This window comes from Micromonospora sp. WMMD734 (genome assembly GCF_049178975.1).
GTDB lineage: Bacteria > Actinomycetota > Actinomycetes > Mycobacteriales > Micromonosporaceae > Micromonospora > Micromonospora wenchangensis.
Map to the genome: position 1 here is coordinate 2177418 of NZ_JBMHMK010000001.1, position 14998 is coordinate 2192415.

General features: G+C 74.4%; 11 protein-coding genes. 7 read left to right on the forward strand and 4 right to left on the reverse strand.

Translation table 11 applies throughout. The features are described 5' to 3' along the window. Nucleotides 1-98: 98 nt before the first annotated feature. Complete coding sequence (locus ACN267_RS09185) at nt 99-398, reverse strand: STAS domain-containing protein (RefSeq protein ID WP_204959871.1); 300 nt, start codon at nt 396-398, stop codon at nt 99-101. Continuing rightward, a complete protein-coding gene (locus ACN267_RS09190; RefSeq protein ID WP_421488413.1) occupies nt 395-4504 on the reverse strand; it encodes a SpoIIE family protein phosphatase in 4110 nt (1369 codons plus the stop codon). The genes ACN267_RS09185 and ACN267_RS09190 overlap by 4 nt, the downstream gene beginning before the upstream one ends. 362 nt (nt 4505-4866) lie before the next feature. Here ACN267_RS09190 and ACN267_RS09195 point away from each other — a divergent pair, with 362 nt between their 5' ends. Then, a complete protein-coding gene (locus ACN267_RS09195; protein WP_204959873.1) occupies nt 4867-5883 on the forward strand; it encodes a LacI family DNA-binding transcriptional regulator in 1017 nt (338 codons plus the stop codon). A gap of 57 nt (nt 5884-5940) precedes the next feature. Here ACN267_RS09195 and ACN267_RS09200 read toward each other — a convergent pair whose 3' ends face one another. Both ACN267_RS09200 and ACN267_RS09205 read right to left on the reverse strand, forming a co-directional pair. Then, nucleotides 5941-6591, reverse strand: a complete 651-nt coding sequence (locus ACN267_RS09200) for a formylglycine-generating enzyme family protein (RefSeq protein WP_421490401.1) — start codon at nt 6589-6591, stop codon at nt 5941-5943. Between the two features lie 144 nt (nt 6592-6735). Then, nucleotides 6736-8394, reverse strand: coding sequence for an FAD-binding dehydrogenase (locus tag ACN267_RS09205; protein ID WP_421488414.1), 1659 nt, complete (start codon nt 8392-8394; stop codon nt 6736-6738). 96 nt (nt 8395-8490) lie between these two features. Here ACN267_RS09205 and ACN267_RS09210 point away from each other — a divergent pair, with 96 nt between their 5' ends. From ACN267_RS09210 to ACN267_RS09235, 6 genes are all read left to right on the forward strand, one after another. Further along, the gene (locus ACN267_RS09210) at nt 8491-9735 is read left to right on the forward strand and encodes a PucR family transcriptional regulator (RefSeq protein WP_421488415.1); all 1245 of its coding nucleotides are present in this window, start codon (nt 8491-8493) and stop codon (nt 9733-9735) included. A 32-nt stretch (nt 9736-9767) separates the two neighbouring features. Continuing rightward, nucleotides 9768-11402: a copper resistance protein CopC gene (locus ACN267_RS09215; RefSeq protein ID WP_421488416.1), complete on the forward strand. Its 1635-nt coding sequence runs from the start codon at nt 9768-9770 to the stop codon at nt 11400-11402. Nucleotides 11403-11516: 114 nt separating this feature from the next. Then, complete coding sequence (kynU, locus tag ACN267_RS09220; protein ID WP_421488417.1) at nt 11517-12770, forward strand: kynureninase; 1254 nt, start codon at nt 11517-11519, stop codon at nt 12768-12770. 80 nt (nt 12771-12850) lie between these two features. Next, nucleotides 12851-14416, forward strand: a complete 1566-nt coding sequence (locus ACN267_RS09225; RefSeq protein WP_421488418.1) for a Na+/H+ antiporter — start codon at nt 12851-12853, stop codon at nt 14414-14416. 145 nt (nt 14417-14561) lie between these two features. Then, entirely contained in the window at nt 14562-14729 is a 168-nt protein-coding gene (locus tag ACN267_RS09230; protein ID WP_204960353.1) for a hypothetical protein, read from the forward strand. 64 nt (nt 14730-14793) lie between these two features. Continuing rightward, nucleotides 14794-14946 (forward strand): hypothetical protein, encoded by a 153-nt coding sequence (locus tag ACN267_RS09235; protein WP_421488419.1) that lies wholly within the window; start codon nt 14794-14796, stop codon nt 14944-14946. The last annotated feature ends 52 nt before the right edge of the window (nt 14947-14998 follow it).

The following is a 14998-nucleotide window of genomic DNA, read 5'->3' on the forward strand; positions in this document are numbered from 1 at the left end:
CCGATCGTCGCCTGACACACCACCCGGACCGGCGGGGTCGCGGCAGCCGGGCGTCGCCGTCGGGTGGGCCGTCCGGCGCGGCCGGCAGCCGGGCGGGGTCAGTCGGCGAAGGTCACCGTGGTCAGCTCGGCCAGGCCGGAGATGGTCAGGACGCTGGCCAGCAACGGGTTCGCCACCACCCGCAACCGGTCGACGTGGGCGAACAACGCGGCGAGCGCGGCGCTGTCGAGGTACTCCACCCCGGTCAGGTCCACGGTCAGCAGGTGCCCGTCGACCAGCGCGTCGGCGATCGCCGCCCGGAACCGGTCGGCGTTGCTCATGTCGATCTCACCGGCGACGGTCACCAGCGGGGCGCCGTCGGGCTGCCGGCCGGTGGCCAGGTCCAGGGGCGTGTTCATACGGGAATCCTCGTGTGCAGCTCGACGGTGGTGCCGGCGTCGGTGGTCCGGATGTGCACGTGCGACATCAACGCGCGCATCAGGTTGATGCCGCGTCCCCGGTCGTGGTCAATCTCGGGCACCTTCCACCGTCCGGAGTCGACCACCGTGACGAACAGGTCGGTGCCCGCGGCCACCGCGAGCAGCCGGATCAGCCCGGGACGGGCGTCGCGGTGACCATGCTCGACCGCGTTGGCGCAGGCCTCACCGGTGGCCACCAGCACATCCTGGGCCAGGTGCGGGTCGGCACCGGTGCGGCGCAACCACTGGCGCAGGGTGGAACGCACCGGGGCCATCTGCGACCGGTCGGCGGGGAACGACAGCTCCAACGGTGCCGGGTGACGGTAGAGCAGCAGGGCGATGTCGTCGTACCCGCCCTGCGGGGTCATCCGTTGCATCACCCGGTCGGCGAGCTGCTCCACCCCGGCGGTGTGGTCCTCCCGGACGGCGGAGGCGGCCAGCGCGATGCCGGTGTCGAGCGACTGGCGGCGGCGTTCCACCAGGCCGTCGGTGTAGAGCAGCAGCACGGCCCGGGGCGGCACGACGGCTGCCGCGTCGGGGCGGCCACCGCGCGACGGGATGCCCAGCGGGCTGCCCCGGCCGGCGGCCAGCAACTCGGTGTGGCCGTCGGGGTGGGTGAGGATCGCCGGTGGATGCCCGGCGCTGCTGTAGGTCAACTTCCCGCTCTCCGGGTCGAGGATGCCGCAGAACACGGTGGTGCAGGCCGCGCCGGGCAGCATCCGGGCGAACCGGTCCAGGGCGGTGAGCACCTGCGCCGGGCCGGACGCCTCCAGCAGCAGCGCCCGGCAGGCGCTGCGCAGTTGGCCCATCACGGCGGCGGCGGGCAGGCCCCGGCCGACGCAGTCGCCGACGACGATGCCGATCCGGCCGTCGGGCAGGTCCACCGCGTCGTACCAGTCGCCGCCGACCTCCAGGGGGCGGGTCGCCGGCTCGTAGCGGACGGCGAACCCGGCGGGCAGTTCGGCCGGGCCGAGGATGGAGCGTTGCAGGGCGACCGCCACCTCCCGTTGCTGGTCGGCGGCGTGGGCCCGGTGTAACGCCTGCCCGAGCGCCCCGCACAGCAGCAACAGGAGCATCTGGTCCTCGGTGCCGAAGCCGCGTGCCGGGTCGAGTTCGAGCCAGATCACCAGCGGACCCTGCGGCGAGTCGACGGTGGTGCCGACGCCTGCGGGCCGGGCCCCGATGGCGGCGTCGATGGTGATCCGCAGAGGCGGCTGCGCCCGCAGCGCGGTGACCGTCTCGCGGACCGGGTCGGGCAGTTGCCCCCAGTCGGTGCCGGGGGTGGCGGTCACCGCCGGTGTGCCGTCGGGTGCCCAGAGGGTGGCGACCGTCCGGTGGGCCTGCCAGAGCTGCCGTAGCTCCTCGACGCCGGCGCGCAACGCCTCGCTGGTGCTGGCGGCCCGGGACAGCCGCTGGTTGAGGGTGCTCAGGGCGGTTTCCCGCTGCACCGCGTACCGTTCGGCGGTGACGTCGCGGATGGTGCCGACGACCATCCGCCGGCCCTGGTCGTCGGTGACCGCGTTGAAGGCGACCGCCGTCCAGAGGCGGTGCCCGTCGCGGTGCCGCAGCGGCACCACGAACGATCCGTGGGCGACGGTCATCGCCTGGGCGAACGCGTCGGCCACCAGCCGGTTGGCCGAGGCGTCGGCGACGTCGTCGGGCCACCACGGATAGCGGGGTCGGTAGGGCAGGCCCTCGGGGCCGTAGCCGAACAGCTCGGCGAAGGCGGTGTTCATCTCGACCAGCGCGCCGTCGGCGTCCAGGACGAAGAACCCCTCCTGCAACGAGTTGATCATCGCGGTCCGCCAGTTGGCGTGGTGGTTACGCAACCGGGCCAGGTCGACGTTGGCCCGGACCCGGGCCAGCAGTTCCTCGGCGGAGAACGGCTTGACCAGGTAGTCGTCGGCTCCGGCCTCCAACCCCTCGACGGCGGCCTCTCCGCCGGCGCGGGCCGACAGCAGCAGCACCGGCACCCCCATGGTGCGGGGTTCGGCGCGCAGCGCGGCGACCAGTTCGAGCCCGTCCAGGCCGGGCATCATCACGTCGCTGACGATCAGGTCGGGCGGTGCGGTGCGGGCCTGGGCCAACGCGGCGAGCCCGTCGCCGACGGCGGTGACGTCGTAGCGGGACCGCAGCAGCCGGTGCAGGTACTCGCGCATGTCGGCGTTGTCGTCGGCGATCAGCACCCGGGGTCGGTCCGCGCCCGGCAGGTCGACCGGCGACGGCTGCGGCGTCGGCCGGTCGTCGGTGCCGGCGGCCGGCAGCCAGCGCAGCGCCTCGGCGACGAACGGTTCGGCGCTGTCCGACGGCACCGGCGCGCCGACGCCGGTGACGACGTGTTCGGCGGGCAGGTGGGCGACACCGTACGGCAGCCGTACGGTGAAGGTGGTGCCGACGTCCGGGGTGCTGTCCACGGTGATCGTGCCGCCGTGCAGGCCGACCAGTTCCCGGACCAGGGCCAGGCCGATGCCGCTGCCCTCGTGGGACCGGGAGCGGGCCTGCGGCACCCGGTGGAAGCGCTCGAACAGCCGGGGGATCTCGTCGGCCGGCACCCCGATGCCGGTGTCGGCGACCTGCACCGTCGGGGTGCCGTCGCGGTCGGCCACGGTGACCCGGATGCCGCCGTGGAAGGTGAACTTGAGGGCATTGCTGAGCAGGTTGAGCACCACCTTCTCCCACATCGCCCGGTCGACGTGCACCGGCCCGGACAGCGACGGGCAGTCCACGTCGAGGGTGAGGCCGGCGCGTTCGACGGCCGCCCGGAACACGCTGGCCAGCTCGGCGGTGAACCGGGACAGGTCGACGGGCTCGTAGCTGGCCTGCATCCGGCCGGCCTCGATGCGGGAGAAGTCCAGCAGCGCGGTGACCAGTTTGCCCAGCCGCAACGCGTTGCGGTGCATGACGTCCAGTTCGTCGCGGACCTGCGCGTCCCCGTCGCCCAGCCGGGCCCGCAGCTCCTGCAACGGGCCGCTGATCAGCGTCAGCGGGGTGCGGAACTCGTGGCTGATGTTGGAGAAGAACGCCGTCTTGGCCCGGTCCAGCTCGACGAGTTCCTCGGCCCGCTGCTGTTGCACCTCGTAGGCGACCGCGCCGTTGATCAGGGCGGCGCTCTGCTGGGCCACCAGGTCGAAGAAGGTGCGGTAGCCGTCGTCGAGCGCCCGGCCGGCGCTGGCGGCCAGCACGACGACGCCGATGTCCTCGGCGCCGGTCTCGCCGTGCAGCGGCAGCACCATCGCCTCGGTCGGTGCGGTCTGCCAGCCGCCGGCCGGCAGTTCGCCGGCCCGGTCGAGCAGGTCGGTGACGTGCGCCGGGCGACCGTCGGCGAGCACCTGCGCCACCGGCCACACCGCAGCGGTGGCCCCGCCCGCCCGGTCGACCTCGCCGGCGCGGGTGCTGGCGGTCAGCCGTAGCCCGCCGTCGCGCCCCCGCAGGTAGACCGCCGCGTACGGCACGTCGGCCCCGGCCCGGCCGAGCGACCCGGCGACCAGCTCGCACGCCTCATCGACGGTGCGGGCGGTGCCGGCCTGGGCCCCGAGGTCCTGCAACGCGGCGAGCCGCCGCTGGCCGATGACCCGTTCGGTGGTGTCGCTGACGGCGGTGAACACGCCGCGCACCACACCGTCGTCGTCGTGCAGCGGGCTGTAGGAGTACGTCCAGTAGGTCTCCTCCCAGTAGCCGTGCCGGTTCATCGGCAGCAGCAGGTCCTCCGACCAGGTGGCCTCGCCGGTCTGCACCACGCCGTGCAGCATCGGCCCGATGATGTGCCAGATCTCGCCCCACACCTGGTCGCCGGGCTTGCCGAGGGCCGGGTGTTTGCTGCCGAGCAGCGGGCCGTAGGCGTCGTTGTAGAGGAAGCGCAGCTCCGGGCCCCACCAGACGATCATGGGGAACCGGGAGGTCAGGCAGATCCGGGTGGCGGTGCGCAGGCTCGCCGGCCAGTCGTCGACCGCGCCCAGCGAGGTGGCGGGCCAGTCGAAGGCGCGCATCCGGGCCGCCATCTCGCTGGCACCGGTGAACACGGAACGCCCCGCCTCAGCCTCGGCCATCGCCGCCCCGCCCTCCCGCACGTCTCGCGCAGGGACGACCGCGTGTCCGCGGTTCGTCGCCGGCCACCGGCAGAGTCTCCTGCCGTTGCGGCACAGCATGCCGTATGCGTCGCCGCAGCAGAAATCGGACGGGACGCGAAGGTCCGGCGTCTCCCGGTCCGACCCACCGCACCGGACAAGTCGGTTTCGGGAAAGTTTCGGTTTGTCGACGGCCCACTGTCACTCGGGCCGGCACCAGGGTAGGTGCTCCCCGACCGGCCGGCTCCGGGCGGTCGCATCGCCGCGACGACCAGGGCGTCACCCGACCTCCGAAACTTTCGGGCTATGCTGCCGACGGGCGTACGACTGCGGAGGAGATGGGCATGGCGGAGGACCGGGCGACGCTGTCGGAGATCGCGACCGCCGCGGGGGTGTCCGTGCCCACCGTCTCGAAGGTGCTCAACGGTCGACCCGACGTCGCCCCGGCGACCCGACGTCGGATCCAGGACCTGCTCGACCGGCGGTCGTACACCGCCCGCCGGGCGCCCGCGGTGCCCGGCGCGGCCGGCCTCATCGACCTGGTCTTCCGGGATCTCGGCAGCCCCTGGGCGATGCAGATCCTCGACGGTGTCGAGGATCTGGCCTACCGGGCGGGCGTCGGCGTGGTCGTCTCCGCCGTGCACGGCCGCAGCCGCAGCCGCCCCGACCGGCGGTGGATCGAACAGCTCTCCAAGCGCCGCTGCGACGGGGTGCTGCTCGTGCTCTCCGACCTGTCCCCCAGCCAGCAGGGCCAGCTCGAAGAACTGGGCATCCCGGTGGTCATCATCGACCCGGCCGGCCAGCCCGGCGCGGGCATTCCGTCGGTGGGGGCGACGAACTGGTCCGGCGGGGTGGCCGCCGCCGAACACCTGCTCGACCTGGGTCACCACCGGATCGCGGTGATCGGCGGCCCGCCGACGGTGCCGTGCAGCCGGGCCCGGGTCGACGGGTACCGGGCCGCGATGAACGCGGCCAACCGCAAGATCCCCGCCGGGTACGTCCGGCACGGCGACTTCACCTCCCCGTCGGGCTACCGGGAGATGAACGCCCTGCTGGACCTCGCCCAGCCGCCCACCGCCGTGTTCGCCTGCGCCGACGAGATGGCCCTGGGGGCCTACGAGGCGCTCTACGAGCGCGGCGCGCGGGTCCCCGACGACATCAGCATCGTCGGCTTCGACGACCTCGACTCGGCCCGCTGGGCGGCCCCGCCGCTGACCACCGTGCGTCAGCCGCTGGCCGAGATGGCCGGCATGGCGACCCGGATGCTGCTCTCCCTGGTCGCCGGGGAGGGGCTGGACAGCCACCGGATCGAACTGGCCACCCCGCTGATCGTGCGGCACAGCACCCGCCGGCTGGCCTGACCGGGCGGGTTCCCGCCTGCGCAGGCGTCCCGGCCGGGCCGGGGCACCGGCGCGGGATCAGCGCGGCAGGGAACGGGCCAGCCGGAAACCGACGTCGTCGATCCGCAACGTCGGGTGGCTGCGGCGGCGTACCGAGGCGCGGCAGCTCCAGTGCTCGTCGAACCAGCCGCCCCCGCGCAACACCCGGTAGCTGCCGTACACCTCGGCGTCGTAGACGTCCCAGCACCACTCCCAGACGTTGCCGAGCAGGTCGTACAGGCCCCACGGGTTGGGGGTACGCCCGGCCACCGGGTGCGGCCGTTCCCCGGAGTTGCCCCGGTACCAGGCGATCTCGTCGAGCGGGCCGTAGCGCGGCCCGGTGGTGCCGGCCCGGCAGGCGTACTCCCACTCGGCCTCGGTCGGCAGCCGGTAGCCGTCGGCGGTGGAGTCCCAGTCCGCGCCCTCACCGTCGTCGTGCAGCCGGTAGGCGGGCGTCAGCCCCTCCCGAAGGGAGAGCGCGACGCAGAACCGCACGGCGTCCGCCCAGGACACCCCCTCCACGGGCAGCCGGTCGCCCGCGACGGTGCTCGGCCGTTCCCCGGTCACCCGGGCGTACCAGCCCTGGGTGACCGGGACGACGCCGAGCCGGTACGCCGGCACCTCGACCGACCAGCGGCGCTCGGTGCGGCGGTCGGACAGGGTCACCTGCCCCGCCGCGACGGTCACCATCGCGGTCAGCGCGTCGTCGTCCACGGCAGCCGAGCCTACCGAGGACCCGGCCGGGCCGGCCGGCTCGGGCCGCTGCCCCACCGACGACCGGCACCGGGTGTCAGGGGCGGTCCGCCGACGGCCGTTGCCGGGTGACGGCGTCGGTCAGCCGACGGCCGCCGCCGCGGCGCGACCGGCGGTACGGCCGGAGAAGAGGCAGCCGCCGAGGAAGGTGCCCTCCAGGGCGCTGTAGCCGTGCATGCCCCCGCCCCCGAAGCCGGCGACCTCGCCTGCCGCGTACACCCCGCCCAGTGGTTCGCCGTCGGGGCGCAGCACCCGGGCGGACAGGTCGGTGTGCAGGCCGCCGAGGCTCTTACGGGTCAACACGTGCAGTTGCACCGCGATCAGTGGTCCGGCCGCCGGGTCGAGCAGCCGGTGCGGGGTGGCGACCCGGATCAGCCGGTCACCCCGGTAGCGGCGGGCCCCCCGGATCGCGGCGAGCTGGGCGTCCTTGCCGAACGGGTGGGCGATCTCCCGGTCCCGGGCCTCGACCAGGGCGGTCAGTGCGACGGGGTCGAGCTGCGGCCCGTCGGTCTCGGCGGCCAGCTTGTTCATGCCGGCCACCAGCTCGGGCAGGGTGTCGGCGACGACGAAGTCGGCCCCGTGCCGCTTGAACGCCTCGACCGGGCCGGGTGCCCCTGGCCGGACGCGTTGCAGCACCTGCCGGACGCTGCGGTCGGTGAGGTCGGGGTTCTGCTCGGAGCCCGACAGCGCGAACTCCTTCTCGATGATCTTCTGGGTGAGCAGGAACCAGCTGTAGTCGTGCCCGGTGGCGCGCAGGTGCCGCAGGGTGGCCAGGGTGTCGAAGCCGGGGAACAGCGGCGCCGGCAGCCGCGCCCCGGTGGCGTCGAGCCAGAGCGAGGACGGGCCGGGCAGGATGCGGATGCCGTGCTGGGGCCAGATCGGGTCCCAGTTGCGCAGCCCCTCGGTGTAGTGCCACATCCGGTCCGGGTTGATCACCTGCCCGCCGGCGGTCTCGGTGATGGCGAGCATCCGGCCGTCGACGTGGGCGGGGACGCCGGTGACCATCCGGGTGGGCGGGGTGCCGAGCCGGGCCGGCCAGGCCCGCCGGACGAGGTCGTGGTTGCCGCCGATGCCGCCGGAGGTGATGATCACGGCTTGGGCGTCGTGCTGGAAGTCGCCGACGACCTCCCGGGAGCTGCTGCGTCCCCGGGGCGCGTCGTCGGGGGCGAGCAGCGCGCCGCGTACCCCGGTGACGACGCCACCGGTGGTGACGAGTTCGTCGACCCGGTGCCGGAACAGCAGCGTCACCCGGCCCTGCTCGACGGCCCGGTGTACCCGCCTGGCGAACGGCTCGACCACGCCGGGGCCGGTGCCCCAGGTGACGTGGAACCGGGGCACCGAGTTGCCGTGCCCGTGGGCCGCTCCCCCACCCCGCTCGGCCCAGCTCACCACGGGGAACACCCGGTGCCCCATCGACCGCAGCCAGGCCCGCTTCTCCCCGGCGGCGAAGTGCACGTACGCCTGCGCCCACTGGCGCGGCCAGTGGTCCTCGGGCCGGTCGAAGGCGGCGCTGCCGGTCCAGTCCTGCCAGGCCAGCTCGACCGAGTCGCGGATGCCCATCCGCCGCTGCTCGGGCGAGTCGACGAAGAACAGCCCGCCGAACGACCAGAACGCCTGCCCGCCGAGGTTGTGCTCCGACTCCTGGTCCACCAGCAGCACCCGGCGGCCCGCGTCGGCGGCCTCGGCGGCGGCGACCAGGCCGGCCAGGCCGGCGCCGATCACGATGACATCCGTCTCCATGCGCCGACCCTAGGTAGCGCGGTGCCAAAATGATCCGTGCCGGGGCGCAGTATTCACCGCCGGAATTATCACCCCGATGACAAAGGATGGCCGATCGTGTCGGACGCCCTGCTCGACATCGAGCCCGGTCTCGCCGGTCTCGCGCCGTCGGTCGGCGACCACCTGCGGGGGTTGCGCGGGCCGCTGCACGAGCGGATCCTCGGCACCGTCCGGGCCGCGATGGCCGCCCAGGGCCGGTCGCTGACCGGTGGGCAGGGGCAGGGCCTGGCGCTGGGCGTGCAGACCGCCGTCGACACCTTCGTCGACGCGGTCGCCGACCCGGGTCGGGAGCTGACCGGGACCCGGGAGGTGTTCCATGCCCTGGGCCGCACCGAGTACCGCGAGGGGCACCGGGTGGACGCGCTGCGGACCGTGCTCACCCTCGGGGCCCGCGACATCTGGGCCTTCCTGGTGGAACACGCCACCGCGCCGGGCGGACCCGGCAGGCAGGCCACCGCGCCGACCGCCCCGGCGCCGGCCGACCTGTACGTGATCGCCGGGGCGCTGTTCGGCTACGTCGACGCGCTGGCCGGGGCCGCCGCCGAGGGGTTCCTCGCCGAGCAGCGCGACACCGCCCAGGACTGGGCCACCACCCGACGCCGGCTGGTCACCCTCCTGGTGCAGCCCGACCCGCCGACCGGGGCGGCACTGCACGCCGCCGCCGACGCGGCCCGCTGGCCGTTGCCGGCGACCGTTGCCGTGTTCAGCGTCGACGGCACCGACGCCGAGCACGTGGCCCGGAGCATCGGCGCAGGCGCGCTGGCCGCCGTCGTCGGCGACGCCATCCGGGTGGTGCTGCCCGATCCCGGTACGCCGGGACGCCTGGACCGGGCCCGGCAGGCGCTGGTCGGGCGGCGGGCCGCGCTCGGGCCGACGGTACGGCGGCAGCGGGCGCGGCTGTCGTACCGGCTTTCCCGCCGGGCGCTGACCCTGCACCAGCACGGCGCGCTCGGCCCGGACCCGGTGGTGTCCTGCGACGACCATCTGCTCACCCTGCTCACCGCGTGGGAACCCGGCCTGGCCGGGCACCTCGCCGGCACGGTGCTGGCCCCGCTGGCCGGGTTGCGGCCGACCACCCGCCGGGCGCTGGCCGAGACGCTGCGCGGCTGGCTGCGCCGGCAGGGGCAGGTGGTGGCGGTCGCCGCGGACCTGCACACCCACCCGCAGACGGTCCGCTACCGGATGCGGCAGCTGCGCGGCCTGTTCGGCCCGGCCCTCGACGACCCGGACGCCCGTCTCCTGCTGACCCTCGCCCTGCACCTGCACCCGACGGGTGAGCCGGATCGTTCCGGTGACGGTTGAACCATGTGATCACGAAATACGAACTACTGTGCGTGCGTACCACCCGTTCCGCCGTCCTGCTGGGGTTCCTCCTCGCGCTGCTGTCCGTACCGCTGACCCCGGCGACCCCGGCCGCGGCGCACGCCGCGCTGGTCGCGACGAGCCCGGTCCGCGACGCGGTGATCGGCACCCCGCCCTGGGAGGTGGTGCTGGTCTTCAGCGAGTCGGTCTCCCCGGTCGTCGGCCGGGTGCAGGTGCTCGGCCCGGACGGGCGGCGGGTCACCGCCGGCGAGCCGGTCGCGGACGGCGCCACGCTGCGCATCCCGGTGCGGGTGTCGAACCGGCCGCTCGGCACCTACCTGGTCAGCTACCGGGTGATCTCGGCCGACAGCCACCCGGTCGCCGGCAGCTTCGCCTACTCGGCCGGTGCGCCGTCGGCGACGCCGCCGGAGCCGGTGAGCGTGGACGAGCGACCCTCCGGCGGGTGGACCCCCGCCGCCCGCTACGTCGGTTACCTGGGTCTGGTGCTGGCGGTCGGCCCCACGCTGCTGGGCGCGGCACGCTGGCCCCGTCGCCGCCGCCGAGCGGTGACCACCACCGGGTACGTCGGCCTGGCGCTGGTGGCCGTGGGCACCGCCGGGACGTGGGTGGCGCAGGCCGCCGACATGGTCGGGGTGCCGGTCGGCGGCCTGACGCGCGGCGACCTGACGGCGGTCGCGGGCAGCGACGTCGGCCCGGTGCTCGGCGCGCGGCTGGCGCTGGCCGGAATCGCCGCCGGGCTGCTGTCGGCGGTGGCCGGCGGGCGGGCCGGGCGTGGCCGGCGGACCGCGCTGGCGGTGGTGGGTCTGGCCGGGCTGGTGACCTGGCCGCTGGCCGGGCATCCGGTGGCCTCGCCGCTGCCGCCGGTGAGCATCCTCGCCGACCTGGTGCACCTGGCCGGGATGAGCGTGTGGCTGGGCGGGCTGGTCACCCTGGCGGTGTTCGTGCTGCCCGGCACCCACCGGCGGGTGCTGGGCCGCATCCTGCCGGCCTGGTCGCGGTGGGCGACCGTCGCGGTGGGGTGGCTGGTCGCCTCCGGCGTCGGGCAGGCCGCGATCGAACTCGGCCGGCCCGGCGCGCTGGTCGGCACCACGTACGGTCGACTGCTCTGCGCCAAGGCGGCGCTGCTGGCCGCCGTGCTCGGCGTCGCGGCCTGGCAGCGGCGGATGGTGCGCGACGGCCGGGCCGCCGACCGGCCGGGCCGGGTGGCGCGGGCCGCCGGGGTGGAACTCGCTGCCACGGCGGTGGTGCTGGCGCTGACCGCCGTGCTGGTGCAGACCCCGCCCGGCCGGACCGCCGACACGCAGGCCGCCCGCGCCACCCGCGAGGGTGTCGCGCAGACTCTCACCAGCGCCGGCTACACCCTCCAGTTCGACATCTACCCGGTCCGGGTGGGGGTGCCGAACTCGCTGCACGCCTACGTCTACACCCCGCAGGGGCAGCCGCTGCCGGTGGCCCAGTGGACGGTCAGCCTCGCCCTGCCGGCCGCCGGGATCGAACCGATGACGGTGCCGGTGGAGAGCCCGGAGCCGCACCACGGCAGCGCCGAGATCAGCCTGCCGGCGCGCGGGGACTGGACGATCCGGTTCACCGTCCGCACCAGCGACATCGACCAGGCCACCGTCACCGCCACCGTCCCGGTCGGCTGACCCGCGGCCGACCCGACAGGGTACGGGGTGACTGGTCCACCGGCCCTTACGGGTCGCCGGGCCGATCGGCTAGCCTGCATCGGCCCGGGTGTCCCCGGGCGGAGGGAGGACACCATGACCACACCGACATCCCGACACGTCGCGCAGGAGCGGGACGCCACCGATCCGCTGGCCGGCCTGCGGGACCGGTTCGTGGTGGACGACCTGCTCTACCTCGACGGCAACTCGCTGGGCCGGCTGCCGGCCGCCACCGGCGACCACCTGGCCGACCTGGTCCGCGACGGCTGGGGCACCGAATTGGTCCGGAGCTGGCCGACCTGGATCGAGTGGCCGCGCCGCATCGGTGACCGGATCGCCGCCCACGCGCTGGGCGCCCGCGACGGCGAGGTGATCGTCTCCGACTCGACCTCGGTCAACCTCTACAAGCTGGCCGCCGCCGCCCTGGACGCCCGGCCCGGTCGGGGCACGATCCTGGCCGACGCCCAGGAGTTCCCCACCGACCGTTACCTGCTGGAGGGGTTGGCCGCCCAGCGGGGGCTCGCCCTGCGGCTGCTCCCCTCCGACCTGGACGAGGGGCTGGACCAGGCCACCCTGACCGAGGCGCTCACCGAGGACGTGGCGCTGGTGGTGCTCTCGGCGGTGTCGTACCGCTGCGGGGCGCTGCTGGACGTCGCGGCGGTGACCGAGGCGGCCCGTCGGGTCGGCGCGCTGGTGCTGTGGGACCTGTCGCACGCGGTCGGCTCGGTGCCGCTGGACCTGACCGCCGCCGGGGCCGACCTCGCGGTCGGCTGCACCTACAAGTACCTCAACGGCGGCCCCGGCGCACCGGCCTTCCTCTACGTGCGGCGGGAGTTGCAGGAGTCGCTGCGCCAGCCGATCTGGGGCTGGTTCGGCCAGCGCGACCAGTTCCGGATGGGTGCCGGCTACGATCCCGCGCCCGGCCCGGAGCGGTTCCTGGTGGGCACCCCGCCGGTGCTCGGGATGGCCGCCCTCGACCCGGCCCTGGACGTGCTGGCCGACGCCGGGATGGACCGGGTCCGGGAGAAGTCGCTGCGGCTCGGCGAGCTGATCATCGAGTTGGCCGACGTCTGGCTCGTCCCGCACGGTTTCCGGCTCGCCTCCCCGCGCGACCCGGACCGGCGCGGCGGGCACGTGTCGCTGTACCACCCGGAGGCGCTGCGGATCTCCCGGGCCCTGGTCGACGCCGGGGTGGTCGGCGACTACCGGGTGCCGGACCGGCTGCGGCTCGGCCCGGCGGCGCTCTACACCCGCCACGTCGACGTGTGGGACGCGATGGACCGGCTGCGGGACATCGCCGAGCGGCGGGCCTGGACCGGGGTGCCGGCGGAGCCGTCCCGGGTCACCTGAGCCGATCCGGGCAGATCCCGGATTCTCCCCGCCTCGCCGTCGACTTCGTACCAGCATGTCGGGTGGAGGCGGGGGGTGCCGTGGACGTCCTGGTCCTGATCGTGGTGCTAGCCACCACCGTGCTGGTCGGCACCACCATCGGCGGCCGGTACCGGGTCGCCCCGCCGGTGCTGCTGATCACCATGGGTGGCCTGCTGGCGCTGCTGCCCCCGCTGTCGGACGTGGTGCTCGAACCCGAGGTGGTGCTGCTGCTCTTCCTGCCGGCCGTGCTCTACCGGGAGAGCCTGGTGATCAGCCTGCGGGAGATCCGGGCGAACCTGCTGGTGATCACCTCGCTGGCGGTGGCGCTGGTGGTGGTGACCATGGTGGCGGTGGCGCTGGTCGCCAAAGGGCTCGGGATGACCCCGCAGGCGGCCTGGGTCCTGGGCGCGGTGCTCGCCCCCACCGACGCGGCGGCGGTGGCCGGCCTGGCGAAGCGGATGCCCCGCCGGATCCTGACCACCCTGCGGGCGGAGAGCCTGGTCAACGACGGCACCGCGCTGGTGCTGTTCTCGGTGACGGTCGGGTTGATCGTCGGTGGCACCGCGCCGGGGGTGTTCGGCTTCCTGGGCCGGTTCGTCGGCTCGGCCGGCGGCGGGATCGTCGCCGGGCTGGTCGTCGGCCTGGTGGTGGTGCTGATCCGACGCCGGTTGGACGACCCGCTGCGGGAGGGCGCGCTGAGCGTGCTCACCCCGTTCGCCGCGTTTCTGCTGGCCGAGGTGGTGCACGCGAGCGGGGTGCTCGCCGTCGTGGTGGCCGGGCTGCTGCTGTCGTACTTCAGCCCGAGGATCATCCGGGCCCGGTCCCGGGTGTTGGCGTACGCCTTCTGGGACCTGTCCACCTTCCTGATCAACGGCGCGCTCTTCGTGCTGCTGGGCATGCAGATTCCCCGGGCGGTGAACCACGTGACCAGCACCTCGCTGGTGCGGTCGGTGGCGATCGCCGCCTCGGTCACGCTGATGGTGGTGGTGGTCCGGCTGGTGTGGTTACAACTGTTCTCCTACGGTCTGCCGGTGGTGGGTCGGGGTGCCGGGGTGAGCCGGCGGGTCCGGGTGGCGGCCGGCTGGGCGGGGTTCCGGGGGGCGGTGTCGCTGGCCGCCGCCCTCGCGGTGCCGGTCACCACGGCCACCACGCACCAGCCGGTGCCGGAGCGTGATCTGATCATCTTCTGCACCGCCGTGGCGATCGTGTCGATCATGCTGGTGCAGGGCATCACCCTGCCGGCGGTGGCCCGCTGGGCCGGCCTGCGCGGCGACGAGGCGCGCGGGGACGAGGTCCGGCACGCCCGCCGCCGGGCCACCGAGGTGGCGTTGGCGGCGCTGCCGGACGTCGCCGCCAACCTCGACGTCGACGGGGCGGCGGTGGACCGGTTACGCACCGACTACCAGCGCCACCTGGACCTGGTGACGGAGTCCGGTGGCGGACGGGAGGCCGACCGGGCCCAGGAGTTGGACACCCGGCTGCGGCTGGGGGTGCTGGAACACAAGCGCCGCGAGGTGACCCGGCTGCGCGACAACAACGAGATCGACGACAGCGTGCTGCGCGAGGTGCAGGCGGCGCTGGACATCGAGGAGATCCGCCTGCTCGGCCCGCAGACCGAGGACTGAGCGTTTCTGCGGTGGTGCGCACGCCACGTCGGACAAGCACGTCACCAGGACGATCAGCCTCGTTGAGCAGGCGGAAGCTGCTGTCTGCGCATTGTCCGCACGTAGCTGGCGAACTTCCCAGACCTCGACCGTAAAGGAGGATCGGGTGGACAGCGTGCAGGACGAACCGGCCCCGAGTCGGGGTGAGCAGATCCAGGCCGCGGAACACGAGGCTGCGCGGCAACGGCTTCTCGCGCAGGCCGAGGCCGAACGGATACCGGCGGAGGAGACGACCCGGGCGCTGCCGGACCGGCGGTGGCGTCATGGACAGTAGCGAGCCGTTGCCGGTGGGCAGGCGGGAGGCGTACTGATGGGGGCGGCGCAACCTGTCACAGCGGGTGTTCGCCGACCGGTCGGGCAGGTCGAAGAGCCGGGCGGACAAGGTCGAGCGGGTGGTCGGAACCCTGGACCGGGTGTCCACCGTCCAGGACATCGCCGCCGTGCCGCGGATCGACCCGGCGGCACTGCTCGGCCGGGTCGGCTTGCATTGACAGTCGCGCATGGGCGGGGTTACGGTGCGCCAGGAAAGCGCTTTCACGCACC

Excerpts from the sequence above, each read along its gene's own strand:
- ACN267_RS09190 (WP_421488413.1), bottom strand. The coding sequence starts at position 4,504 with ATGGCCGAGGCTGAGGCGGGGCGTTCCGTGTTCACCGGTGCCAGCGAG.
- ACN267_RS09195 (WP_204959873.1), top strand. The coding sequence starts at position 4,867 with ATGGCGGAGGACCGGGCGACGCTGTCGGAGATCGCGACCGCCGCGGGG.
- ACN267_RS09185 (WP_204959871.1), bottom strand. The coding sequence starts at position 398 with ATGAACACGCCCCTGGACCTGGCCACCGGCCGGCAGCCCGACGGCGCC.
- kynU (WP_421488417.1), top strand. The coding sequence starts at position 11,517 with ATGACCACACCGACATCCCGACACGTCGCGCAGGAGCGGGACGCCACC.
- ACN267_RS09200 (WP_421490401.1), bottom strand. The coding sequence starts at position 6,591 with ATGGTGACCGTCGCGGCGGGGCAGGTGACCCTGTCCGACCGCCGCACC.
- ACN267_RS09205 (WP_421488414.1), bottom strand. The coding sequence starts at position 8,394 with ATGGAGACGGATGTCATCGTGATCGGCGCCGGCCTGGCCGGCCTGGTC.